This is a genomic window from Leisingera sp. XS_AS12, assembly GCF_041224635.1.
Lineage (GTDB): Bacteria > Pseudomonadota > Alphaproteobacteria > Rhodobacterales > Rhodobacteraceae > Leisingera.
This window is the reverse complement of sequence record NZ_JBGFGM010000069.1, coordinates 61,103-83,702: the sequence shown is the minus strand read 5'-3', so window position 1 is coordinate 83,702 and position 22,600 is coordinate 61,103. Positions and strand designations below refer to the sequence as shown.

The window sequence follows — 22,600 nt, the reverse complement described above, 5'->3', positions numbered from 1 at the left end:
GATGGCGCCGTCCATCTGGGCCGCACCGGTGATCATGTTCTTCACGTAGTCGGCGTGGCCGGGGCAGTCGACGTGCGCGTAGTGACGCGCTTCGGTTTCATATTCCACGTGGGCGGTGGAGATGGTGATGCCGCGGGCTTTTTCTTCCGGTGCGCCGTCGATCTGGTCGTAGGCTTTGAAGTCACCGAAGTATTTGGTGATCGCTGCGGTCAGCGTGGTTTTGCCGTGGTCAACGTGGCCAACGGTGCCGATGTTGACGTGCGGTTTATTACGCTCAAACTTTTCCTTAGCCATTCCTTAGGCGCCCTTTTGAAATGAGGGGTCAGCACTGACCCGGTTACCTCTGCGCGGGCGGATTATTTGGTTTGCACGCAAAAATCAACCCGTTCCTGCTTGACAGCTGCGGAATTCTGCGGGCTCAGCCCGCAGGTGCCGCCGCTGCCGGATCCGCCTGATCTTCGGCACTGTCACGCGGTGCAAACCAGCCCTGTTCCCGGTGCTGCTCCGCCATCCATTCCTCGACCTTGTCGGCGATATTGACGGCCAGACCCTGGATCTGCTCCTGCTTGCTGCGGGCATGCCCGGAGCCGACCAGCGCGCTTTCACCGGTGGTGCTTTCGAAGATCTCCATCTGGTGCTTCTTGGCGAGGAACGTTTCCTGCTCCACGTCGTAGACAAAGACGTTCACGACCACGACGCTCTTTGGCGAAAACAGCACCGGCACCCCTGCCGGGGCAAGCATGAAGCCTTCGAGCGTCACCGCGACATCATACTGCTGACCGCCTTCGTAGCGCCGCAGCCGGGTTTCAAGAGCCGACTTGATCGGATCGGTCCACTCGCTGTGATCGGCGCTGCGGGACATCGGCCATTGCAGCGCCTTCTCGGTATAGACATGCACGATGCGCGCCTGGAAGGCGCCCAGATCTTCTGGCGCCTCGTCGAGGCGGGTCTCGCCACAGGCGACCAGCAGGCTTAGTGCGGCGAAGAGGGCGATTATCCGGGTCATGTCAATTCTTCCAATCTTCAGGTCGTGAAACAGGGACTATCCGCGCCCGCTCATTTGAACTTGTAGTTGCGCGGGAAGCCATGCGGCGGGCGCTTGCCGACACCGGCGCGCTTGCCCAGCCATTGTGTCAGGTCGGCCTCATGGCGTGTCTTGCCGCCGCCCATTTCCCATTTCAGACCTTCATCCCAGTTGAACGTGGTCACGTCGCTGAGACCGCCATCCAGTTCCAGCGCCCCCTGTTTGCCGCGGGCCATGTTGTACTTCTGCAACCGGACCCCCTTGCCACGGGTCAGCTCCGGCATTTCCTCGACCGAGAACACCAGGAACTTGCCGTTTTCCGACACGATCGCCACGTGATCGCCTTCCACGGGGATGCAGATCTTGGCTCGCTCGTCGTCCTTGACGTTCAGCACCTGCTTGCCGCTGCGGGTCTGGGCCACGATGTCCTTTTCGGCGCAGATGAACCCGTTGCCCGCATCCGACGCGACCAGCAGCTTGCCCTCGGGGTTGTGGATGAACAGATCGACGATCTCCACCTCGTTGGGCAGATCGACCATCAGCCGCAGCGGTTCCCCCATGCCACGCCCGCCCGGCAGATTGGCGGCAGACAGCGTGTAGAAGCGCCCGTTGGAGCCGAATACCAGCAGCCGGTCGGTGGTTTCCGCGTGGAAGATAAAGCGGGGGCCGTCGCCATCCTTGAACTTCAGGTCCCGCTTCAGGTCGATATGGCCGGTCATTGCCCGGATCCAGCCCATCTGGCTGCAGACCACGGTGATCGGCTCGCGGTCGATCATCGCCTCCAGCGGGACCTCCTCGACCTCCCCGGCCTCGGCAAAGCGCGTGCGCCGCGCGCCGCCTTCGTAATCCTTGCCGAACTGCTTCTTCGTCTCCTTCAGCTGCTCGGTGATGCGGGACCATTGCAAGGCTTCCGAGCCAAGCAGCTCCACCAGTTCGTTGCGCTCCGCGCGCAAAGCGTCGCGCTCCCGGACCAGTTCGATTTCCTCGAGCTTGCGCAAGCTGCGCAGGCGCATGTTGAGAATCGCCTCGGCCTGCACCTCGGTCAGTTCGCCGACGCCGGGGGCCGGGGTGATGTATTCGGCCTCGGTAAGGGCGCGAGGGTGATCCTTGCTCCAGTCCTCCCGGATCAGGGCGGCCTTCGGGTCCTCGTCATAGCGGATGATGTCGATCACCCGGTCGAGGTTGAGGAAGGCGATGATGAAGCCTTCGAGTACCTCCAGCCGGTGGTCGATCTTTTCCATCCGGTGGCGCGAGCGGCGCTGCAGCACGTCGCGGCGATGGTCGAGGAAGGCCCGAAGCACCTCTTTCATTGAGCAGACCTTGGGCGTCACACCGTCGATCAGCACGTTCATGTTGAGGCTGAAGCGGATCTCGAGGTCCGAGTTGCGGAACATCATGTTCATCAGAACCTCGGGGTCCACGTTCTTGGACTTGGGTTCCAGGATGATGCGGATGTCGTCCGCCGATTCGTCGCGGACATCGGCGAGAATCGGAACCTTCTTGGTCTGGATCAGCTCGGCGATCTTCTCGATCAGCTTGGACTTCTGAACCTGGTAAGGGATCTCGGTGACGACGATCTGCCACTGGCCGCGGCCCAGGTCCTCGACCTCATGTGTGCAGCGCAGGCGGAAGGAACCCCGCCCGGTCCGGTACGCCTTGGCGATGTTCTCCTTGGGCTCGACGATCACGCCGCCGGTCGGGAAGTCGGGACCGGGCACATAGTTCAACAGCGTGTCATCACGGGCATCCGGTGTCTTGATCAGATGGATGCAGGCGTCGATCAGCTCGGCAATGTTGTGCGGCGGGATGTTGGTCGCCATGCCCACCGCGATGCCGGCCGCACCGTTGGCCAGGATGTTCGGGAAGGTTGCAGGCAATACCGCCGGTTCGGTCAGGCGGCCATCGTAGTTGTCGCGGAAATCAACTGCGTCCTCGTTCAGCCCCTCCAGCATCGCCTCGGCGACAAAGGTCATCCGCGCTTCGGTATAGCGCGAGGCGGCCGGGTTGTCGCCGTCGATGTTGCCAAAGTTGCCCTGGCCGTCGACCAGCGGGTAGCGGACGTTGAAGTCCTGCGCCAGACGCGCCATCGCGTCATAGATCGCGGCGTCGCCATGGGGGTGGAAATCGCCCATGGTATCGCCGGAAATCTTGGCCGATTTCAAAAAGCCGCCTGTGGAGCTGAGCCGCAGGCGGTTCATCGCATAGAGGATGCGCCGGTGCACGGGTTTCAACCCGTCTCGGGCATCAGGCAGCGCCCGGTGCATGATGGTGCTGAGCGCATAGGTCAGGTAGCGCTCGCCAATGGCGCGGCGCAGCGGTTCCAGGATTTCACCCTGTTCGGGGGCGTCGGGCATGTCGGGATCTTCTACCAAGTCGGTCATGGTTCGGTGATACTTGCGTGACCCGGTTTGGTAAAGCACGGCCTTACGAAAAACCGGCGCGATCCTGCCCCCGGCCGCACGAAGGGGGAGAAGACGTCGGACACTCCCCTGTTTCCAGACGCCCGCCCCGCACTAGATAGTACGGAACCAAGCAGCCGCGTCCGGCGTTCAACTTCCAAACACTTGCAACCAGGACAGCGGCCATCTGCACGCAGAAAGCCTTGGCTGCTTAACAAGTTGGTCTGGGGGGACCGGATTCATGTCACGTTTCGTTGTGTTGTCTTTTGCCTTTCTCGGTTGGGGGTTCTACGAGCTGAGCGGCGGTGCCGATTTCAAGCCCCCGGAGCGCCCGAAACCCGTCGCCGAGACCAAACAGGCGGATCAGCCCAACAAACCCTCCCCGGATAGAATCACCCTGGCCAGCCTCGACACCCGTCCGGTGCTGACCCGCCGCGCGGAGGGCCCGCGCCCGCAACGCCCGGCGGCTGCCCCGAACCGGCGCGCCAAGGTCGCAGCCGAACACCTGGCCAATGCCTCCGGCCTGCTGGCGTCCACCGACACCGCGTTCTCCCAGGCATCGCAGGGTGGTACCTTGCAGCTGGCTTCGCTGGATGGCGGTCTCGCGGCGATCAGCGCCACACCGGCAGCGACACCAGCCGTCGCCGAAACCCCGCCCGAGGAACAGCAGATTGAGGAACGCGTCGACCGGCGGACCATCCGCGCCTCTCGCGTGAACATGCGCCAAGGGCCGGGCACACGCTATCCAGTCATCACCCGCCTCATGGGCGGCGACGAAGTGATCGTGATTGAGGACAGTGGCACTGGCTGGCTGCATCTTCGCGCCCCGGAACAGGGTCGAGTTGGTTGGATTGCCGCTTCCCTGGTAAGCCGGAAACGCCCATAACACCCCCGAGGTATTCCGCGCCGATCCCGGCGGGAAGCCGGGCAAAAGGGCGCGCATATGAAACGTACAATCCTGATTACCGGATGTTCCTCGGGAATCGGCCTGGACGCCGCCAGAGGCATGCGTGCCCGCGGCTGGCGGGTCTTCGCATCCTGCCGCCAACAGCGTGATTGCGATCGTCTGCGCGCCGAAGGCTTCGAAAGCCCCCGCATCGATTACACAGATCCTGCCAGCATCGATGCCGGGCTGGCGCAGGTGCTCGACGCCACGGGCGGTACCCTGGATGCCCTGTTCAACAACGGCGCACATGGATTGCCCGGCGCGGTGGAGGACCTGCCGACGGATGCGCTGCGCGCCATTTTTGAAACCAACTTCTTTGGCTGGCACGAGCTGACGCGCAAAGTGATCCCGGTGATGCGTGCGCAGGGCCACGGGCGGATCGTGCAGAATTCATCGATCCTCGGCTTTGTCACCATGCCGTGGCGTGGTGCCTATGTCGCCACCAAATACGCGCTGGAAGGCTTGACCGATACGCTGCGGGTGGAACTGCAAGGCAGCGGGATTCACATTGTTCTGATCGAACCCGGCCCGGTGACGTCCAAAATTCGAGAGAAATCGATTCCGCATTTTGAGCGGTTCATCAACTGGCAGGCCTCGCCCTTGCGGGAGCGGTACGAACAGCGCCTGCTGAAACGGCTGTATCACAGCAATGGCCCCGACCGGTTTGAACTGCCGGCCTCGGCCGTTACCGCAAAGCTCGCGCATGCCTGTGAAGCACGCCGCCCGCGGCCGCGCTACTACGTCACGACACCAACCCATGTGGCGGGCCTGTTGCGCCGGGTTCTCAGCACTAGGGCAATTGACCGCATCCTGCTGCGGCTGGGATAACGATTTCGCGGTCGCCATCGCCACGGACAGCAGATAGATGGGACAGGCAAACGTGATGTGGTTTTGGGGGACAGGATGAGCGATCCGCTGTATTATCTGGGACTGGCAGCCGTCGCTGCAGTGGTTGTGGCGCTGGTGATCGGCATCGGCGGCTTTGGCAAGGGCGGTGATTTCAACCGCAAGAACGCCAACAAGATGATGCGTCTGCGCATCATGTTCCAGTTCATCGCCGTAGTGTTGCTGCTGGCCTATGTCTATCTGCGCACGCAAGGAGGGTGATCAGCCATGGTGGTCCTGAACAAGATCTACACGCGCACCGGCGACAAGGGCGATACCGCGCTCGGCAACGGCGAGCGCGTTGCCAAACATGCGGTGCGGGTGAATGCCTACGGCACCGCGGATGAACTGAATGCCTTTGTCGGTGTCGCGCGCCTGGAGGCCGAGGGCGAGATCGACCTGGCCCTGTCCCGGATCCAGAACGACCTGTTTGACCTCGGCGCAGACCTGTGTCGCCCGGAGATGGACAAGGACGCCGAGGCCGACTACCCGCCGCTGCGCATCGCCGCGGCGCAGGTCGAACGGCTGGAAGCCGAGATCGACGAAATGAACAAGGACCTGGAAGCGCTGCGCAGTTTTATCCTGCCCGGGGGCACCAGGCTGGCCGCCCAGCTGCACGTCTGCCGCACGGTGGCGCGCCGCGCCGAGCGACTGGCGACCGACCTCGCCGCGTCCGAGGCGGTGAACCCGGCGGCCGTGAAATACCTCAACCGCCTGTCCGACTGGTTCTTCGTCGCCGCACGTGTCGCAAATGATGGCGGCAAGGCTGACGTTCTGTGGGTCCCCGGCGCCAACCGCTGACCTGCATCGCCCCGTTTTTCCCGATGGCTCCCAAGGCAGGCCAAACTGCGTCAAAATGACGTAGTTTGGCGGTTCCCTTCCAGTTTGCGACAGGTTTTCTAGCCCTCCCCCGCCCATCAGGGCGCAAATTTCCCAGCGGAAACATTCTTGCAAAATTGCTGCTTCAAATCAGCAAACGCGACGTCGCCGTGCGCTAACGTGACGATTTTGCCCTGTTGCCGCGCCACACCAGCCGGTATCAACACAGCGAGAGCATGGAGGGGAGTCGCCCTGAGGCGGCTTGCCGTTTGTTAAGGAGAGAACGCAAGATGAAGGTACTCGTGCCTGTCAAACGCGTGATTGACTACAACGTGAAGGTCCGCGTCAAAGCGGACGGCAGCGGTGTCGATCTCGCCAACGTGAAAATGTCGATGAACCCCTTCGACGAGATTGCCGTCGAAGAGGCGATCCGCCTGAAAGAGGCCGGCAAGGCCGATGAAGTGGTCGCGGTGTCGATCGGCGTCAAGCAGGCCCAAGAGACCCTGCGTACCGCGCTGGCAATGGGTGCCGACCGCGCCATCCTGGTGGTTGCCGCCGACGACGTGCACACCGACATCGAACCGCTGGCGGTTGCCAAGATCCTCGCCAAAGTGGTCGAGGAAGAGCAGCCCGGCATCGTGCTCTGCGGCAAGCAGGCGATCGACAACGACATGAACGCCACCGGCCAGATGCTGTCGGCGCTGCTGGGCTGGTCCCAGGGCACCTTCGCCTCGGAGCTGGACATCGAAGGCGACAGCGCCAAGATCACCCGCGAAGTCGACGGCGGCCTGCAGACCATCTCGGTCAAGATGCCAACCATCGTCACCGTGGACCTGCGCCTGAACGAGCCGCGCTATGCCTCGCTGCCGAACATCATGAAGGCGAAGAAAAAACCGCTGGACGAGAAAACCGCCGCCGACTACGGCGTCGACGTAACGCCGCGCCTGGAAATCATCGAGACCAAAGAGCCCGCAGCCCGTGCCGCCGGCATCAAGGTGGGTTCGGTGGACGAGCTGGTTGAGAAACTCAAAGAAGCGGGGGCTGTGTAATGGCTGTTCTTCTCCTTGCTGAAGTGACCGACGGCGCGCTGGCGCTGGACGCAACCGCAAAGGCCGTGACCGCGGCTGCGAAACTGGGTGACGTGACCGTTCTGGCAGCAGGTGCCTCCGCGGCAGCCGCCGGCGAAGAAGCCGCCAAGATCGCAGGCGTGTCCAAGGTGCTGGTCGCCGAAGACGCCTCGCTGGGCCACCGCCTGGCAGAACCGACCGCGGCGCTGATCGCCAGCCTCGCCTCCGACTTTGAGCACATCGTTGCTCCGGCCACCACCGACGCCAAGAACGTGCTGCCCCGCGTGGCTGCGCTGCTGGACGTGATGGTGATCTCGGACGTCTCCGGCGTTGTCGACGGCAACACCTTCGAGCGCCCGATCTATGCCGGCAACGCGATCCAGACCGTGAAGTCCAACGACGCCAAGAAAGTCGTCTCCTTCCGCACCGCGTCCTTCGACGCCGCGGGTGACGGCGGTTCCGCATCGGTTGAGACCATTTCGGCCGCGGAAAACCCCGGCCTGTCCGAATGGGTCGAAGACAAGGTTGCCGAGAGCGACCGTCCCGAGCTGACTTCGGCCGGTGTGGTTGTTTCCGGTGGCCGTGGCGTCGGCTCCGAGGAAGACTTCAAACTGATCGAAGCCCTGGCCGACAAGCTGGGCGCCGCTGTTGGTGCCTCCCGCGCCGCCGTCGACTCGGGCTATGCTCCGAACGACTGGCAGGTGGGTCAGACCGGCAAGGTCGTTGCACCGGACCTGTACATCGCTGTCGGCATCTCCGGCGCGATCCAGCACCTGGCCGGCATGAAGGACTCCAAGATCATCGTGGCGATCAACAAGGACGAAGAAGCACCGATCTTCCAGGTTGCCGACTTCGGCCTGGTGGCCGACCTGTTCCAGGCGGTGCCCGAGCTGACCGAGAAACTGGGCTAAGGCCCAGTCCTATGACCAAAGAAAAGGCCCGCCGAATGGCGGGCCTTTTTCGTGCGGAAGATCCAGTGAAAACTAGGGGCGGCTCACCATCGGGGCCAGCTTGCCCGCCAGCGCCTCTGCAATCCGCAGATGCTCTTTCGGGCCGATCATATGGCGCGCAGTCGGCAGTTCCAGCTGGCCAAACGTCATCCCGGCGATGTCCCGCGCCGCAGCCGCGGAGGCCGTGTGAAATTCGAGGACCGCACGCACCTTGGTCCGCAGCGCATCTACCATCGACTGATCGACCAGCACCGGTTCGTTGCGAAAGCCGGTCCCGCCATCCAGTTCGTAGCGCAGCCACAAGAGCACGACGTGCTCCCCCACCTTTGCGATCAGGTCCGACATGCGCTCGACCCAGCTGCGTTGCAGCTGATCCCGCACCTGCGCAAACCGTTGCGCGCAGACCTCCTGCAAGGTGCACAGCAGGTGCTTGTTGAAATGGAATTCGGTGAAATCCACCTCGGGATACAGCGTCTTCAAGGCAGGTTGCGCCTGCAGGAAGCGATCGTTGCGGCGCGGATGCACCCGGTAATAGGGATTGGATATGTTCTGTGCGCTCAGCATCTGCAACACGCAGAGATCCGCCTCCTGCGCGATTGCGATCAGGGTCTTGTCCTGAACGAAACTGTCCAATCCGGCGTTCACGCTGCCAAGGTTGATGCAATCGACACCAAGTTGCGTTTGCAGCGAATCGACAAACGGAAATTCAACGAATCTGCCGTAGACTTCGGTTCCACCGAGAATGGCAACATACGGTGCATCCAGGGTCCTTTCAGGTCCCCGAACCAACAGCCGTGATTGTCCATATCTGCACGGTTCCCCCGAAAGCGCCCCCGCGCTTTTGAGTTCATAGCTCATTTCACCACCAATTTTTCACCCGAGACTCACCTTGGCGGGGAACAGTTGCAATTTCCCTAAACTGCAAATTTGCTTCAAATCCATCGCGCCCGGGCTTGTACCCAACCGCGCGCGACACGTATGGTTGCCGCAGATATTTCAGGAGCCCGAGGCATGGAAATTCAGAAAGTTGGCGTGATCGGTGCCGGTCAGATGGGCAACGGCATCGCCCATGTCATGGCGCTGGCCGGTTATGATGTTGTGCTCAACGACGTGAGCCAGCAGGCGCTGGACAGCGCCTTGAGTGTCATTCACAAGAACATGGCCCGTCAGGTCAGCAAGGGGAAAATCGCCGAAGAGGAGATGACCGCCGCTTTGGCCCGTATCACCCCGTCGCTGGCGCTGGCTGATGTCGGTGCCACGGATCTGGTGATCGAAGCCGCCACCGAACGCGAGACCGTAAAGCAGGCGATCTTCGAGGATCTGCTGCCACATCTGCAACCGCATACGATCCTCACCTCGAACACCTCGTCGATTTCGATCACCCGTCTGGCCAGCCGCACCGACAGACCCGAACGCTTCATGGGGTTCCACTTCATGAACCCGGTCCCGGTGATGCAGCTGGTGGAGCTGATCCGCGGCATCGCCACAGATGAAGAAACCTTTACCGCCTGCCAGGAGGTCGTGGCGCGGCTGGGCAAGACGTCGGCCAGCGCCGAGGACTTCCCTGCCTTCATCGTCAACCGGATCCTGATGCCGATGATCAACGAGGCGGTCTATACGCTGTACGAGGGTGTTGGCTCGGTCAAATCGATCGACGAATCGATGAAGCTGGGTGCCAACCACCCGATGGGCCCGCTGGAGCTGGCCGATTTCATCGGGCTCGACACCTGCCTGGCGATCATGAACGTGCTGCACGACGGCCTGGCGGACACCAAGTACCGCCCCTGCCCGCTGCTGACCAAATACGTCGAGGCCGGCTGGCTGGGCCGCAAGACCAAGCGCGGCTTCTATGACTACCGCGGGGAAACCCCGGTTCCGACGCGCTGATCCATTCCGACAGGAGGGGGGCCGCCCCCTCTTGCCTCACGGCCAACTCACCCAAGCGTAGTTCGGGATAGGCGTGCCAGTCACGACCAGCAGCCGCTTTGGATTGCGGGTCAGCCCTGCTTGCCGAGGTTAAGCGTGTGCTCACGCAGCCAGGCCATGAAGCCCCGCGGATCGCTGTGCAGGCGTTCCATCTGCTCATCCGTCAGCGGCTTGCCGACGATTGGCGCCTGCGGCTTGTTGCAGGAACGCACGATTTCATGCAGCAACAGCCCCTGGCGCAGGATCGGGGAGATCTGGCAAGCGATCTGGTACCAGCGCGAGTTGTGTCCGGGGAAGTAGATCGGCACCACCCGAGCGCCCGAGCGGCGGATCAGCTGCGCGGTAAAGACGTTCCATTCCCGCTCCACCGGCTCTCCGAACCAGCTGTCCGAGGACATCACCACACCCGACGGGAACAGCGCCACGGCGCCGCCTTCCTTGAGGAACGCCATCGTCTTGGCGCGCATCTCCACCATCTTGCGCTGTGCTTCGGGGTCATGCGGGAAGGGGACCGGGATCATGAAGGAGGTCGCGGCCTCGTCCAGACCGGTCAGCACCGACCGGGTGAGAATGCGGTAATCAAGACGCCGACGACCGATCAGGTCGGCAAAGATCATGCCATCCACCATGCCATGCGGATGGTTGGCCACGATCACCACCGGCCCGTCTTTTGGGATGTTGTCGATCTGCTCCTGCGGGGTCTGCAGTTCGATCCCCATGACGTCGAGCGCACCACGCCAGAACTTCTGGCCGCGGTATTCGGCGTTCCGTTTCTCGAACTTGTTGACCATGCGCAGGATCGACAGCTTGCCCGTCATCCATTCAATGGTCTTGATCGCCAGTGCGGTCCAGCGATCGTCGAAGGAATTGGCATAGGTCAGGGTGCGACGGTCATAGACCTCGCCCGTTTGCCCAGATGCTTCCGGCGCGACGCCGGTGTTCCTGTCGTGTGCGGTATCCGCCAAAGTGCCTGTTCCCGTTCCGCTGCCGAGGCTGGCCTAGTAGCCCTCACCGAACTTGTCGGCAACCAACGCCTCAAGCGCATGTGCCAGCGCGTCAGCATCGGGCCCCGAAGTTTCGACGTCAATAGTCGTTCCTTTCGAGGCTGCCAACATCAAAAGCCCCATGATGCTGTCGCCAGAGGCGGACATACCGTCCTTGATGACCTCGGCAGTGGCATCGAAGCCTTCGACAACCTCTACCAGTTTGGCCGAAGCGCGGGCGTGCAGCCCTTTTTCGTTGATGATTTTCAGCGTCTTCAGAGCCATTTAATGTGCCTGCTCTCCGTCGGGGTTAACGTTTTGCGCGTTTATATACTTGCGCCCGGCTTCCATGGCCTGGCGAACCGCATCGGCAACCGGAAGGTGGCGGGACTTTGCCAATTTGATCAGCATCGGCAGGTTGGCGCCGTAGAGAATGCGACGGTTCGCAGGGGCACAGGCCTTGAGACTCAGGTTCGACGGCGAGCCGCCGAACAGGTCAGTCACCACCACCACGCCATCGCCATTGTCCACCTCATTCGCGGCGGCGCAGATTTCCCCCTGCTTGCCACCCCGGTCATCATCCGGACCGATGGCAACAGCAAGCAAACTTGGTTGCGGACCCACGACGTGTTCCACCGCAGCAAGATACTCTCTTGCCAATCCGCCATGTGCTACGATCACGATTCCGATCAACCCGGCCTCTCACTTCTATGCTGGCCTTGCAGCTCGCGGTGCCTAATTGACACCTGCAAGCCGTCTTCTGCAAGAGCCTTCGCCAGCGATTCCGCCAACGTAACAGATCTGTGCTGCCCGCCAGTACACCCAAAGGCGATTGACAGGTGGGACTTTCCCTCATCGCGATAAGCCGGGAGCAGCATGCGGGTCAGATCCAGCACCCGGTCGAAGAACGGGGCAAACCGGGTGTCCGCCCGCACATAGTCCTGCACGGCGGCATCGGTGCCGTTCAACTGGCGCAAATCCGGCTGCCAATAGGGGTTGGTCAGAAAGCGGCAGTCAAACACCATGTCGATGCCATGGGGCATGCCGCGTTTGTAGGAGAAACTCTGCACCGAGAGGGCAAGCGCGCGACCTTCGGGCGCGAACCAGCGCTCGATCTCGGCCTTCAGCTGGTGAACATTCATGGCCGAGGTATCGAGCAGGATATCGGCCCGGTCCCGAATCGGCACCATGAGGTCCAACTCCCGCCGAACGCCTTCAGCAGGCGATTCGGCTGGTGCCAGCGGGTGGCGGCGGCGGGTTTCCGAATAGCGCTGCAACAGAACGTCAGGCTGCGCATCCAGGTACAGCACCGTCAGCTCGATCTCGCTGCGGCCTGCCAGCATCTCGATCACATCCAGCAAGGCCGGGGGCGAGAAATCGCGATTGCGACTGTCCAGCCCCAGGGCCATCGGCCGCGGCACGGCGGCCGCGTCGAACAGACCGGGCAGGAGGCGGAGCGGCAGGTTGTCGATGGCCTCGAAGCCAAGATCCTCAAGCACGTTGATCGCAGTGGTGCGTCCGGCCCCGGAAGGGCCGGTCACCAGCACCGCAGGCACCGCCTTGTGATCGGTATCAGGCATCGGGATCCAAAGCTCCGCATCTGAGAAACTGCATCAGCGCAGGTGCAAAATGGGGAGCGTCGACCCGCTTCACAAGAGGCAGCGTCTTGCCCAGAAGGCGAGTGGTTTGCCGTCGCGGCAGCCTTTCGGTTTCCAACTGTTCGAGATCGACCATCGCCACCACCGGCACCGGGCTGCGAATCTGCGCCTTAAGCAACCCCATGCACCGCGCCTCGATCAGGCCGCGGATCGGGTCCGGGGCACGGGCGATCACCTGGCCATCCAGTACCTGGACCAGCACCCGGTCATCCGCCACCAACTGTGCACCGTAGGCCATCAGCTGCAACGCCAGTGCTGACTTGCCCCGCCCGGAAGCACCGGTGATCAAAAGCCCCTGCCCCTCCAGTGCGACGCAGGAGGCATGCAGGATGAGGCTTTCGGGTTCAGACATGGCTTACACCGGCAGGCCAACCACAAACCGCGCACCCAGCGGTTCCGAGGTCACATCGGCCTCGGTGGGACGAATGTTCTCGGCCCAGATCACCCCTCCATGCGCCTCGACGATCTGCTTGGAAATCGCCAGGCCAAGGCCGGAATTATTGCCGAAATGCTCCACCGGTCGCTGTGAGTAGAAACGTTTGAAAATCTTGGAGAGCGCCTGATCCGGGATGCCGGGGCCGGTGTCCTCGACCACCACCAGGACCCGATTGGCGCGACGGCGCGCCCAGACGCGGATGGCATCGCCTTCTTCACAGAAGGAGATCGCATTGGTGATCAGGTTGACGAAAACCTGTGCCAGCCGGGCTTCCAGACCCTGGAGGAGAATCGGCTGTGCAGGCAGATCGGTGATGTAGTCGATGCCCTTGGCGCGCGCATCCTCACCCAGATACTGGTTCAAGTTGCCGAGCATGGTCAGCAGGTCGAATTCCTCTTCTTCCTCCTTGACAAGCTCGGCATCCAGCCGGGATGCGTTGGAGATATCGCTGACCAAGCGGTCAAGCCGCCGGACATCATGTTCGATCACGTCCATCAACTTCTGGCGCTGATCCTCGCGTTTGACCATGCGCAACGTGCCGACCGCCGATTGCAGGCTGGCCAGCGGGTTCTTGATCTCATGCGCGACGTCGGCGGCGAATTGTTCATTGCTGTCGATGCGGGTGTAGAGCGCCTTGACCATGCCGCGCAGCGCGCGGCTGAGGCGCCCGATTTCATCCGGGCGACCGGACAGGTCGGGAATGCGGATGCGGCCCGGATTGGATTGCTTGCTGCCCCGGTCGCGGCCGATCTCTGCCGCTTCGGCCAAATCTGCCAAGGGGTTGGCGATGGTCGAAGCCAGAACCAGGCTGAGACCGACAGAGACCAGCAGGGCCACGATAAACATCTGCAGCACCCGCTCCTGCTCGGTCCGCACCAGGGCGTCGACTTCGCCGGTCGGCGAGGTGAGCGCGATCACGCCAACCGGAACCCCGTTGTGAATGATCGGTGTCGCTGCCGAAATGATTCTGGCCCCGGTGGTATCCGCCACGGTCTCCACCCCGGTGCCCCCGCTGAGCGCCCGGTCCACCAAACCGCTGAGCCGGGTTTCCAACGCCGGGGCCGAGGCATCGGGGGCGCCCCCCGGGTCGCCGTCGGCAAAGGACCAGATCGCAGCCAGTGCATCGCTGATGAAAGTCCGCCTCGGGCCACTGTCATTCAGGACGTTCAGCGCATCGCTGCGATCCACGCCCTTGACCGTCGAGATCAGATTGCCGGTGGTATCAAAGACGAAAGCCTCGACGCCACCACGCAGGCTGAGCTGGGCCAGCGTATTTTCCACCTGAATGCCATCCCCCGCCGCGAGGCTGACAGCCCCGGCGGCAGGCAATTCGGCCTCGAACACATCCGCCACCAGCATCGCTTCGGAGACCAGTGTACCGGCGCGCTGCAGAACCAGGCTCTGGCGCGAGGAATTCAGGTACAGGATGCCGGAGACGAGGATGATCAACGCGATCAGGTTGAACGTGATGATCTTGCGGGTCAGCGGCGAGCCCTTGAGCGACAGCAACCCGCGCCGCGCGCGCTTGACCTGCATCTCCTGCGTCACGGTCTGTTCCGGGCTGACCCAGTCGTCGCCGAGCACGACGTCGCCGTCCTGCTGGCGGTTGGTCAAACTGGTATCGCGCATGCGCGCCTCTCCTTCGGTCGGGGCAGATTGCCCCGCTCAATCGTTCTGCGGGCGTATCGGTCCCGCGCCACCCTGCGCCCTATTCTTCGTTGTAACGGTAACCGATTCCATAAAGGGTCTCGATTGCCGCGAAGTCCGGATCAGCGCTGCGCATCTTCTTGCGCAGCCGCTTGATGTGGCTGTCGATGGTGCGATCATCGACATAGACTTGGTCATCATACGCCACATCCATCAACTGGTCTCGACTTTTTACAAAGCCAGGACGCTGGGCCAGCGCTTGCAGCAGCAGGAACTCGGTAACGGTCAGCGACACGTCCTTGCCCTTCCAGCTGACGGCATGCCGCAGCGGATCCATCCGCAGGTTGCCGCGTTCCATGACCTTGGCTTCGGGGCTGGCGGTACCTGCCTCATCATTGCCAAGCGCTTCCTGGCGACGCAGCAAGGCACGGATCCGTTCCACCAGAAGCCGTTGAGAAAACGGCTTTTTCACATAGTCATCCGCGCCCATCCGCAGGCCCAGCACCTCGTCGATCTCATCATCCTTGGAGGTCAGGAAGATCACCGGCATCTGGGTCTTCTGGCGCAGGCGCTGCAACAGGTCCATGCCGTCCATGCGCGGCATCTTGATGTCCAGGACAGCCATGTCGGGCAGCTTCTTGTTGAAAGCGTCCAGCGCCGCCTGACCATCGTTGTAGGTTTCGACCTCAAAGCCCTCGGCCTCAAGCGTCATGGAAACCGATGTCAGGATGTTCCTGTCATCGTCAACCAAAGCAATCTTTGACATCTGAATTGCCCCTAATCTGCTCTGTACTGTTCAGTTTTTAGCACTTTCATCGCCGTTCTCAGGCGGCGAATCAATCCAATTCGACGAATCAGGCCCATGTTTGGACACAATTGGGGCAAAAATACCTTAGTATCTGCTGAACCGGAGAGCGACTTTGCCTGCTGCGCGGGATGGTTGCGCTAAACATCAACTTGGTGGCGCTAACTACCGGAAGCCACCCTGTTCAGCACCCGAAAGCCCATGTTAAGACCGCGCCACCGGCATCCTCGCCGTTTTCTATTGCCCCAGGGCGCAGCCGCGCTGATCGCGTGAAACCTGCGCCGCCACAGGAGAAAAACGCATGACATCTGGACGGGTTAACCCGCAATTTCGCCTCGAAGATCAGGGCATCGAGGGTCTGGGCAATGTCTATTACAACTTCATGGAGCCGGCGCTGATCGAAGCTGCGCTGAAGCGCGGCGAAGGCACGCTGGGCAATGGCGGCGCCTTCCTCGTGACCACCGGCAAGTTCACCGGTCGCTCGCCCAAGGACAAGCATGTGGTGAAGACCGACAGCGTCCGCGACACCATCTGGTGGGACAACAACGCCGCGATGAGCCCGGAAGGCTTCGATGCGCTCTATGCAGACATGCTGGAGCACATGAAAGGCCGTGACTACTTCGTCCAGGATCTCGTCGGCGGCGCCGATCCCGCCCATGCCATCAACGTCCGCATGGTCACCGAGCTGGCCTGGCACAACCTGTTCATCCGTCACCTGCTGCGCCGTCCCGAGCGCGAGGACCTGGATGAATTCATCGCAGATTTCACCATCATCAACTGCCCGTCCTTCCAGGCCGACCCCAAGAAGCACGATTGCCGCTCCGAGACCGTCATCGCGCTGAACTTCGACAAGAAGGTGATCCTGATCGGCGGCACCGAATACGCGGGCGAGAACAAGAAGTCGGTGTTCACCCTGCTGAACTACCTGCTGCCGGAAAAGGGCATCATGCCGATGCACTGCTCCGCCAACCACGCCAAGGGCAACCCGGTCGACACCGCCGTCTTCTTCGGCCTGTCCGGCACCGGCAAGACCACCCTCTCCGCCGACCCGGACCGCGTTCTGATCGGCGACGACGAGCACGGCTGGGCCGACAACGGCACCTTCAACTTCGAAGGTGGCTGCTATGCCAAGACCATCAACCTGAATGCCGAGGCAGAGCCGGAAATCTACGCCACCACCTCCAAGTTCGGCACCGTGATCGAGAACATGGTGTTCGACGAGGAAACCAAAGAGCTGGATTTCAACGACGACAGCCTGACCGCCAACATGCGTTGCGCCTACCCGCTGCATTACATCTCCAATGCATCCGAGAGCGCCCGCGGCGGTCACCCCAAGAACATCATCATGCTGACCTGTGACGCCTTCGGCGTGCTGCCGCCGATCGCGCGGCTGACCCCGGCGCAGGCGATGTACCACTTCCTGTCGGGCTTCACCTCCAAGGTGGCCGGGACCGAGCGTGGCGTGACCGAGCCGGAGCCGACCTTCTCGACCTGCTTCGGCGCACCGTTCATGCCGCGTCGTCCGGAAGTCTATGGCAACCTGCTGCGTGAAAAGATCGCCCAGCACGGTGCCACCTGCTGGCTGGTCAACACCGGTTGGACCGGCGGCGCCTATGGCGTTGGCAGCCGGATGCCGATCAAGGCAACCCGCGCCCTGCTGACCGCGGCGCTGGACGGCTCGCTGGCCGAGGCCGAATTCCGCAAGGATGCCAACTTTGGCTTCGACGTTCCGGTGACCGTACCGGGCGTGGCCGAAGTGCTGCTGGACCCGCGCCGCACCTGGGACGACCAGGAGGCTTATGACCGTCAGGCGGCCAAGCTGGTGCAGATGTTCTCGGACAACTTCGGCCAGTACCTGCCGCACATCGACGACGACGTGAAAGCCGCCGCCATCGGCTGAGCCGCAGCTCGCACCTGAGTAAAAGAAAGCCCCGGCCGCTGTGCCGGGGCTTTTCGTTTTTGGCGCTGCGGCAGCGGCCTAAAGCGCGCCGCTGATCATGTCGCGCACCTTCACCGCGTAGCGGTCGGTCATGCCCGAGACGAAATCCGCCAGCGAATGCATCGCCCTGCTGGCATCGGTGACGCCACGCAGGTCTAGGTCCACGGCACGGATCAGCTGCACCCAATGCGGATGCTGCCGGGCGAACTGCGCCTGATCCCAGCCGCAGGCTGCCAGATCGCCATAGAGCGAATGGAAGTGGTCGAGGATCCGGTGCAACACCTGTCGGCCCGCCACCTCCAGCTCTGTCTTGCGGCGGGCGGCAAAGATGCGCTCCACCGACAGGCGCTGCAGTTCCGCGAAGGCATCCGCCTTGACCGACGCACCGATGAGGTCACCGTCGAAATCGCCGCACATGATGGCGTCGTAGTTATCGAGGAAGGCCTGCACCGCGGTGCTGGTGGCCGCCCCGATCGCCAGGGCCCGCAACAGGGCAACCCGCTCGCCCAGCGGCATCGCGGCATCTTCCTCGCGGTTGCGCTTGCCGGTGATGTCCTCCAGCACCGCCGCCACGTCGGCACGGTCCAGGTCGCCCACCGCCCCGGCATCCTCGATATCCATGATGCGGTAACAGATGTCGTCCGCCGCCTCGACCAGGAAGGCCAGCGGGTGCCGCCGGTACCAGCCCGCCGGTTCGCGCAGCATGCCTGTGGCCTCGCAAATCTCATCCAGCAAGGCGCTGTCGGCGCTGAAGGCGCCGAACTTCTTGAGCCCCGCATAGGGCGCCGGGCCGCCCGCGCAGACCGCATCGCGCAGCGGCCGGGTGCAGGGGTACTTCAAGAAAGCACCCAGCGTCGCATAGCTGAGCCGCATGCCGCCCTCGCGCCGCGCCATCTCCAGCCGTCCGGCGATGCGCAGTCCCTGGGCGTTGCCCTCGAAATGGGCGAACTCCGCCTGCTGTTCTGCGGGCACCCTCGCCGCCAGACCGGTGCCTGCCCGGAACTGCGCCGCGAACCAGCCGCCGATGCTGTCCTCGCCGGAGTGGCCGAACGGCGGGTTGCCGATATCATGCAGCAGGCAAGCTGCCTGCACGTGGCCCGCGATGCGCAGGACCTGATCCGGGGTGATCCGCCCCGCCTCCAGCAGCGCCTGCCCCACGCCCGCCCCCAGCGAGCGGCCGACGCTGCAGGTTTCCATGCTGTGGATCATGCGGTGATGCACGTGATCGTGGCTGTAGAGCGGATGCACCTGCGTCTTCTGCGCCAGCCGCCGGAACGGTTCCGAGAACAGGATGCGGTCGTAATCCTGCAGATAGGCCTCCCGGCCCGGCACCTCGGGGAAGTCCGGCCGACACAGCCGCCCCGCGTTCAGCAGCCTGTTCCACTCCATCGCCATATGCCTGCTCCTTTGCCAGTCCTGCCGCGGTTAAACGAGAGGCGGCGGCGAAATGCAAACGCTTCAGCGTGGATGGATGCCTGCCGCTTCAAGCTTGTGCTCCGGCTCCACGTGAATCACCACCTGCGCGTCAGGCAAAGCGGTGATCAATGCTGCCTCCAGCCGGTCGCAGATGTCATGCGCGGCCCGCACCGGCATGGCGCCATCAACCACCATGTGGAACTCGATGAACAGGGCGCGGCCTGCGCGCCGGGTCTTCAGACCGTGCACCTGCAGCGCGCCGTTGCCGCTGTTGTGGATGATCTGTTCGATGCGGGCGCGCTCCTCGGCCGGGGCGGCGGTGTCCATCAGCCCACTGACCGAGGCCGCGATCACCAGCCAGCCCTCGCGCAGGATGTTCACGGCAACCAGCAGCGCCAGCAGCGGATCGAGAATGCCCCAGCCGCTGGCCAGCGCCAGAGCGAGGCCAACCAGCACCCCGGCAGAGGTCCACACGTCGCTCATCAGGTGCCGTCCGCCGGCGGTCAGCGCCGGCGATTTCAGCTGCCTGCCACGGTGCAGCAGCAGCCGCGCCCAGACCAGGTTCACGACCATGGCCAGCGCGTTCACCGCCAGCCCGGCGGCGCTCCAGTCGGCCTTGGCGGGCTGCCCCAGCGCCGCCATGGCCTGGTTCACGATCAGCAGCGCCGCGACCACGATCATGCTGCCCTCGACCACAGCCGAGACATATTCGGCCTTGTGATGACCGTACGGGTGGCCCGCGTCCGGCGGCCGCTGGGCATAGCGCACCGCGAACCAGGCCATCACCGCGCCGCCGATGTTGACCAGCGACTCCAGCGCATCCGACAGCAGCGCCACGGAGCCGGTCATACCCCAGGCCGCGGCCTTCAGAACCGCGACCGCCAGCGCCACAAGGATCGAGCCGGTCGCCACCTGCGCCGCCGTCAGACGCGTCAGCATGCCCCCGCTCCTGTCCGCCGCCCGCTCACATCATCAGCCCGCGGCGCAGCAGGTTCACGCCAGCGATCAGCAGAACAATCAGCGTCGCCCGCCGGAACATCGCCTGATCGATGCGGTCATGCAGCCGCCCGCCCAGCCACATGCCGACAACGGCGGGAACAATCATCGCAACCGAGAACGGCGCCGTTTCGGCCCGCATCACCCCCGAGCCCAGATGCGCCCCCAGCAGCGCCACCGCGCCCAGACCGTAAATCACGCCCTGTACCCGGATCTGCTCTGTCTTCTCGGTGCCCAGCGCGGTCAGATAGGCCACCGTCGGCGGCCCCCAAACGCCCGAAACACCGCCGATCAGCCCGGCAATGCCGCCCACGACCGCCTCGCTGCGGCGGCTGGGGTTGGCAATGGTCAGCACCCGGCCCATCAGCTGCATTGCAGCAAAGACGGTGACCGGGAAGCCGATGATCAGCAACATCGCCTGCTGCGGCAGCAAACGAACCAGCTGCGCGCTCGACATCAGGCAGACCAGGCCGATCAGCAGGAAGACCCGGAACCGGCGCACCGAGGCCAGCGCCGCCCCCGCGCCCTGCCGCAGCGCCTGCATGCCATTGGTCACCAGCGTCGGCAGAATCAACCCGGCCAGCGCCAGCTCCGGCGGCAGGAACATGCTGAGTCCGGAGACAAAAATCATCGGCATGGCAAAGCCCACCATACCCTTGATGGTGCCCGCCAGCAGGGCGATGCCCGCCGCGGCTGCCAGCTCTACCGGGGAAAGAAGTGAAAACAATGCGCTCATGCCCCCGCTGTACCACATCCGACGCCTGCTGCACGGGCAAAATAATGGCGCAATTTTACGTCCAAACCAAACGTCACGGCGAATTTTTATTGCGCTGCACCTGCAAAATGATTTACCACCAAGCGAGCGGAAAAGGATCTGATTCATGGCCCACGACGGACAGGACTTGCATATGAAACCGACACTCATCCCCGGCCTGCTGCAACTGACGGCCGCGGCGCTGGAGCCGCTGGACCAGCTTCTGGAGACCGCCCGCGCCGCGGTGCGCGCGCAGGTCAGCGAGCAGGGCCGCGTCTCGGGCCGCCTGATCGAGGCAAACCAGACCGCGGCCCACGGGCTGTCCTGGCTTGCGACCTATGTCTACAGCCTGCGGCAGATGCAGAAATGGGCCGAGAAACTGGAGGCCGAGGGCAAGTTCGGCGAGATGGAGCAGCTGATCCACCAGATCGGCTTTGGCGAGTACCTGTGGCAGGTCTATGGCGGCATCCAGATGAACCAGGGCGAGATCGTGCGCCTGCAGGACCTTGGGCTGAGCCAGGACGACCAGCGTGCGCTGATGGCTCCGGCCGTGATGACCCTGTGTGAGCAGGGCAACAGCCAGGCCGCCCGCAGCCGTCTCGTGGAACTGATGGAGGAACAGGCCGGCACCACCATGTTCGGCGCCTCGGGTCTGGAGGAAGAGCTGGAGATGATCCGCGACCAGTTCCGCCGCTATGCGGTGGAGAAGGTCGAACCCCACGCCCACGACTGGCACCTCCGGGACGAGTTGATCCCGATGGAGGTGATCGAGGAGCTGGCCGAAATGGGCGTCTTTGGCCTGACCATCCCGGAGGAATACGGCGGCTTCGGCCTGTCCAAAGCCTCGATGGTGGTGGTCTCGGAAGAGCTGTCGCGCGGATACATCGGTGTTGGCAGCCTCGGCACCCGGTCGGAGATCGCGGCGGAGCTGATCCTCTGCGGCGGCACCGAGGAGCAGAAAGCCAGCTGGCTGCCCCGACTGGCCAGCGCCGAGATCCTGCCCACGGCGGTGTTCACCGAGCCGAATACAGGCTCTGATCTGGGCTCTTTGCGCACCCGCGCGGTGAAGGACGAGAATGGCGATTACCGGATCACCGGCAACAAGACCTGGATCACCCACGCTGCCCGCACCCATGTGATGACCCTGCTGGCACGCACCGACCCCGCCAGCACCGACCACCGCGGCCTGTCGATGTTCCTGGCGGAAAAGACCCCCGGCACCGATGAAAACCCCTTCCCGACCGAGGGCATGACCGGCGGCGAGATCGAGGTTCTGGGCTACCGCGGCATGAAGGAATACGAGCTGGGCTTCGACAATTTTCACGTGAAGCAGGAAAACCTGCTGGGCGGCGAAGAAGGCAAGGGCTTCAAACAGCTGATGGAGACCTTTGAATCGGCCCGCATCCAGACCGCCGCCCGCGCCATCGGCGTGGCACAGTCGGCGCTGGATATCGCCATGCAATACGCGCAGGAGCGCAAGCAGTTCGGAAAGAGCCTGATCCACTTCCCCCGGGTATCTGGCAAGCTGGCGATGATGGCGGTCGAGATCATGATCGCCCGTCAGCTGACCTACTTCTCGGCCTGGGAAAAGGACAACGGCCACCGCTGCGATCTGGAGGCCGGCATGGCCAAGCTGCTGGGGGCCCGTGTTGCCTGGGCCGCGGCTGACAATGGATTGCAGATCCATGGCGGCAATGGTTTTGCGACCGAGTACAAGATCTCTCGGGTGCTCTGCGATGCGCGGATCCTGAACATCTTCGAAGGCGCAGCAGAGATTCAGGCCCAGGTGATCGCCCGCCGCCTGCTGGGCTGAGTGTCCGAGGGACACAGATCGGGACTGTGACAGCGCATCGCTGCGGCTTTGCTGCAATGGCAACGGCAAAAGTCGCGGCCGCGCGACACGGCCCCCTGTACGGCCGCGTTCAGGATACGGTTAATCTGCGGCATGTT

23 protein-coding genes are annotated in these 22,600 nt (G+C 63.2%); 9 read left to right on the top strand and 14 right to left on the bottom strand.

Annotated features, from left to right (window positions below; all coding sequences use genetic code 11):
• The 3 genes from AB9K35_RS04965 to AB9K35_RS04955 all read right to left on the bottom strand — a co-directional run.
• A partial coding sequence (locus AB9K35_RS04965) for a GTP-binding protein (protein WP_369923947.1) occupies positions 1–294 on the bottom strand: 294 nt, incomplete at its 3' end.
• Positions 295–418: 124 nt separating this feature from the next.
• A complete protein-coding gene (locus tag AB9K35_RS04960) occupies positions 419–1,006 on the bottom strand; it encodes a hypothetical protein (RefSeq protein ID WP_369924759.1) in 588 nt (195 codons plus the stop codon).
• 50 nt (positions 1,007–1,056) lie between these two features.
• Positions 1,057–3,405, bottom strand: a complete 2,349-nt coding sequence (locus tag AB9K35_RS04955; protein ID WP_369924758.1) for a DNA topoisomerase IV subunit A — start codon at positions 3,403–3,405, stop codon at positions 1,057–1,059.
• Between the two features lie 259 nt (positions 3,406–3,664).
• Between AB9K35_RS04955 and AB9K35_RS04950 the strand changes: the two genes are divergently transcribed.
• The 6 genes from AB9K35_RS04950 to AB9K35_RS04925 all read left to right on the top strand — a co-directional run bounded on the left by AB9K35_RS04950 (position 3,665) and on the right by AB9K35_RS04925 (position 8,051).
• Positions 3,665–4,309 carry an SH3 domain-containing protein gene (locus tag AB9K35_RS04950; RefSeq protein ID WP_369924757.1) on the top strand — a complete coding sequence of 215 codons (645 nt, stop codon included), beginning with the start codon at positions 3,665–3,667 and terminating at the stop codon, positions 4,307–4,309.
• Between the two features lie 57 nt (positions 4,310–4,366).
• Positions 4,367–5,197: an SDR family NAD(P)-dependent oxidoreductase gene (locus tag AB9K35_RS04945; RefSeq protein ID WP_369924756.1), complete on the top strand. Its 831-nt coding sequence runs from the start codon at positions 4,367–4,369 to the stop codon at positions 5,195–5,197.
• 75 nt (positions 5,198–5,272) lie between these two features.
• Positions 5,273–5,476, top strand: coding sequence for a twin transmembrane helix small protein (locus AB9K35_RS04940; RefSeq protein WP_369924755.1), 204 nt, complete (start codon positions 5,273–5,275; stop codon positions 5,474–5,476).
• A 6-nt stretch (positions 5,477–5,482) separates the two neighbouring features.
• Positions 5,483–6,055 carry a cob(I)yrinic acid a,c-diamide adenosyltransferase gene (locus tag AB9K35_RS04935; RefSeq protein WP_369924754.1) on the top strand — a complete coding sequence of 191 codons (573 nt, stop codon included), beginning with the start codon at positions 5,483–5,485 and terminating at the stop codon, positions 6,053–6,055.
• 308 nt (positions 6,056–6,363) lie between these two features.
• A complete protein-coding gene (locus AB9K35_RS04930) occupies positions 6,364–7,122 on the top strand; it encodes an electron transfer flavoprotein subunit beta/FixA family protein (protein ID WP_222456147.1) in 759 nt (252 codons plus the stop codon).
• Positions 7,122–8,051 carry an FAD-binding protein gene (locus AB9K35_RS04925; protein ID WP_222456148.1) on the top strand — a complete coding sequence of 310 codons (930 nt, stop codon included), beginning with the start codon at positions 7,122–7,124 and terminating at the stop codon, positions 8,049–8,051. Before AB9K35_RS04930 ends, AB9K35_RS04925 begins: the two co-directional genes overlap by 1 nt.
• A 72-nt stretch (positions 8,052–8,123) precedes the next feature.
• Here the strand turns inward: AB9K35_RS04925 and AB9K35_RS04920 are convergent, their stop codons facing one another.
• Complete coding sequence (locus AB9K35_RS04920) at positions 8,124–8,948, bottom strand: DUF6473 family protein (RefSeq protein WP_222456149.1); 825 nt, start codon at positions 8,946–8,948, stop codon at positions 8,124–8,126.
• 153 nt (positions 8,949–9,101) lie between these two features.
• Between AB9K35_RS04920 and AB9K35_RS04915 the strand changes: the two genes are divergently transcribed.
• Positions 9,102–9,977 carry a 3-hydroxybutyryl-CoA dehydrogenase gene (locus tag AB9K35_RS04915; RefSeq protein ID WP_369924753.1) on the top strand — a complete coding sequence of 292 codons (876 nt, stop codon included), beginning with the start codon at positions 9,102–9,104 and terminating at the stop codon, positions 9,975–9,977.
• Positions 9,978–10,087: 110 nt separating this feature from the next.
• On the opposite strand, the gene AB9K35_RS04910 is transcribed toward AB9K35_RS04915, so the two are convergent.
• The 7 genes from AB9K35_RS04910 to AB9K35_RS04880 form a co-directional block, all read right to left on the bottom strand.
• Positions 10,088–10,981, bottom strand: a complete 894-nt coding sequence (locus tag AB9K35_RS04910) for a lysophospholipid acyltransferase family protein (protein WP_222456151.1) — start codon at positions 10,979–10,981, stop codon at positions 10,088–10,090.
• A 33-nt stretch (positions 10,982–11,014) separates the two neighbouring features.
• The gene (locus tag AB9K35_RS04905; protein ID WP_222456152.1) at positions 11,015–11,284 is read right to left on the bottom strand and encodes an HPr family phosphocarrier protein; all 270 of its coding nucleotides are present in this window, start codon (positions 11,282–11,284) and stop codon (positions 11,015–11,017) included.
• Complete coding sequence (locus AB9K35_RS04900) at positions 11,285–11,692, bottom strand: PTS sugar transporter subunit IIA (protein ID WP_222456153.1); 408 nt, start codon at positions 11,690–11,692, stop codon at positions 11,285–11,287.
• Entirely contained in the window at positions 11,689–12,579 is an 891-nt protein-coding gene (rapZ, locus tag AB9K35_RS04895; protein WP_369924752.1) for an RNase adapter RapZ, read from the bottom strand. Before rapZ ends, AB9K35_RS04900 begins: the two co-directional genes overlap by 4 nt.
• Positions 12,572–13,009 (bottom strand): HPr kinase/phosphorylase, encoded by a 438-nt coding sequence (locus AB9K35_RS04890; protein WP_222456155.1) that lies wholly within the window; start codon positions 13,007–13,009, stop codon positions 12,572–12,574. The genes rapZ and AB9K35_RS04890 overlap by 8 nt, the downstream gene beginning before the upstream one ends.
• Before the next feature lie 3 nt (positions 13,010–13,012).
• A complete protein-coding gene (locus AB9K35_RS04885; protein ID WP_369924751.1) occupies positions 13,013–14,722 on the bottom strand; it encodes a sensor N-terminal transmembrane domain-containing protein in 1,710 nt (569 codons plus the stop codon).
• A 79-nt stretch (positions 14,723–14,801) separates the two neighbouring features.
• The gene (locus AB9K35_RS04880) at positions 14,802–15,506 is read right to left on the bottom strand and encodes a response regulator transcription factor (protein ID WP_369924750.1); all 705 of its coding nucleotides are present in this window, start codon (positions 15,504–15,506) and stop codon (positions 14,802–14,804) included.
• A 340-nt stretch (positions 15,507–15,846) separates the two neighbouring features.
• Between AB9K35_RS04880 and AB9K35_RS04875 the strand changes: the two genes are divergently transcribed.
• Entirely contained in the window at positions 15,847–17,445 is a 1,599-nt protein-coding gene (locus tag AB9K35_RS04875) for a phosphoenolpyruvate carboxykinase (RefSeq protein WP_222456158.1), read from the top strand.
• A gap of 78 nt (positions 17,446–17,523) precedes the next feature.
• On the opposite strand, the gene dgt is transcribed toward AB9K35_RS04875, so the two are convergent.
• The 3 genes from dgt to AB9K35_RS04860 form a co-directional block, all read right to left on the bottom strand.
• Positions 17,524–18,879, bottom strand: coding sequence for a dGTP triphosphohydrolase (gene dgt, locus AB9K35_RS04870; protein ID WP_369924749.1), 1,356 nt, complete (start codon positions 18,877–18,879; stop codon positions 17,524–17,526).
• 63 nt (positions 18,880–18,942) lie between these two features.
• Complete coding sequence (locus tag AB9K35_RS04865) at positions 18,943–19,839, bottom strand: cation diffusion facilitator family transporter (protein ID WP_369924748.1); 897 nt, start codon at positions 19,837–19,839, stop codon at positions 18,943–18,945.
• Between the two features lie 25 nt (positions 19,840–19,864).
• A complete protein-coding gene (locus tag AB9K35_RS04860; protein WP_369924747.1) occupies positions 19,865–20,632 on the bottom strand; it encodes a sulfite exporter TauE/SafE family protein in 768 nt (255 codons plus the stop codon).
• Between the two features lie 145 nt (positions 20,633–20,777).
• On the opposite strand from AB9K35_RS04860, the gene AB9K35_RS04855 reads away from it, so the two are divergent.
• The gene (locus AB9K35_RS04855) at positions 20,778–22,463 is read left to right on the top strand and encodes an acyl-CoA dehydrogenase family protein (RefSeq protein WP_369924746.1); all 1,686 of its coding nucleotides are present in this window, start codon (positions 20,778–20,780) and stop codon (positions 22,461–22,463) included.
• Positions 22,464–22,600: the final 137 nt, after the last annotated feature.

Bases quoted from the DNA above. Each gene is read 5' to 3' on its own strand.
- AB9K35_RS04960 (WP_369924759.1), bottom strand. From the start codon at position 1,006: ATGACCCGGATAATCGCCCTCTTCGCCGCACTAAGCCTGCTGGTCGCC.
- AB9K35_RS04955 (WP_369924758.1), bottom strand. From the start codon at position 3,405: ATGACCGACTTGGTAGAAGATCCCGACATGCCCGACGCCCCCGAACAG.
- AB9K35_RS04950 (WP_369924757.1), top strand. From the start codon at position 3,665: ATGTCACGTTTCGTTGTGTTGTCTTTTGCCTTTCTCGGTTGGGGGTTC.
- AB9K35_RS04945 (WP_369924756.1), top strand. From the start codon at position 4,367: ATGAAACGTACAATCCTGATTACCGGATGTTCCTCGGGAATCGGCCTG.
- AB9K35_RS04940 (WP_369924755.1), top strand. From the start codon at position 5,273: ATGAGCGATCCGCTGTATTATCTGGGACTGGCAGCCGTCGCTGCAGTG.
- AB9K35_RS04935 (WP_369924754.1), top strand. From the start codon at position 5,483: ATGGTGGTCCTGAACAAGATCTACACGCGCACCGGCGACAAGGGCGAT.
- AB9K35_RS04930 (WP_222456147.1), top strand. From the start codon at position 6,364: ATGAAGGTACTCGTGCCTGTCAAACGCGTGATTGACTACAACGTGAAG.
- AB9K35_RS04925 (WP_222456148.1), top strand. From the start codon at position 7,122: ATGGCTGTTCTTCTCCTTGCTGAAGTGACCGACGGCGCGCTGGCGCTG.
- AB9K35_RS04920 (WP_222456149.1), bottom strand. From the start codon at position 8,948: ATGAGCTATGAACTCAAAAGCGCGGGGGCGCTTTCGGGGGAACCGTGC.
- AB9K35_RS04915 (WP_369924753.1), top strand. From the start codon at position 9,102: ATGGAAATTCAGAAAGTTGGCGTGATCGGTGCCGGTCAGATGGGCAAC.
- AB9K35_RS04905 (WP_222456152.1), bottom strand. From the start codon at position 11,284: ATGGCTCTGAAGACGCTGAAAATCATCAACGAAAAAGGGCTGCACGCC.
- rapZ (WP_369924752.1), bottom strand. From the start codon at position 12,579: ATGCCTGATACCGATCACAAGGCGGTGCCTGCGGTGCTGGTGACCGGC.
- AB9K35_RS04890 (WP_222456155.1), bottom strand. From the start codon at position 13,009: ATGTCTGAACCCGAAAGCCTCATCCTGCATGCCTCCTGCGTCGCACTG.
- AB9K35_RS04885 (WP_369924751.1), bottom strand. From the start codon at position 14,722: ATGCGCGATACCAGTTTGACCAACCGCCAGCAGGACGGCGACGTCGTG.
- AB9K35_RS04880 (WP_369924750.1), bottom strand. From the start codon at position 15,506: ATGTCAAAGATTGCTTTGGTTGACGATGACAGGAACATCCTGACATCG.
- AB9K35_RS04875 (WP_222456158.1), top strand. From the start codon at position 15,847: ATGACATCTGGACGGGTTAACCCGCAATTTCGCCTCGAAGATCAGGGC.
- dgt (WP_369924749.1), bottom strand. From the start codon at position 18,879: ATGGCGATGGAGTGGAACAGGCTGCTGAACGCGGGGCGGCTGTGTCGG.
- AB9K35_RS04865 (WP_369924748.1), bottom strand. From the start codon at position 19,839: ATGCTGACGCGTCTGACGGCGGCGCAGGTGGCGACCGGCTCGATCCTT.
- AB9K35_RS04860 (WP_369924747.1), bottom strand. From the start codon at position 20,632: ATGAGCGCATTGTTTTCACTTCTTTCCCCGGTAGAGCTGGCAGCCGCG.
- AB9K35_RS04855 (WP_369924746.1), top strand. From the start codon at position 20,778: ATGGCCCACGACGGACAGGACTTGCATATGAAACCGACACTCATCCCC.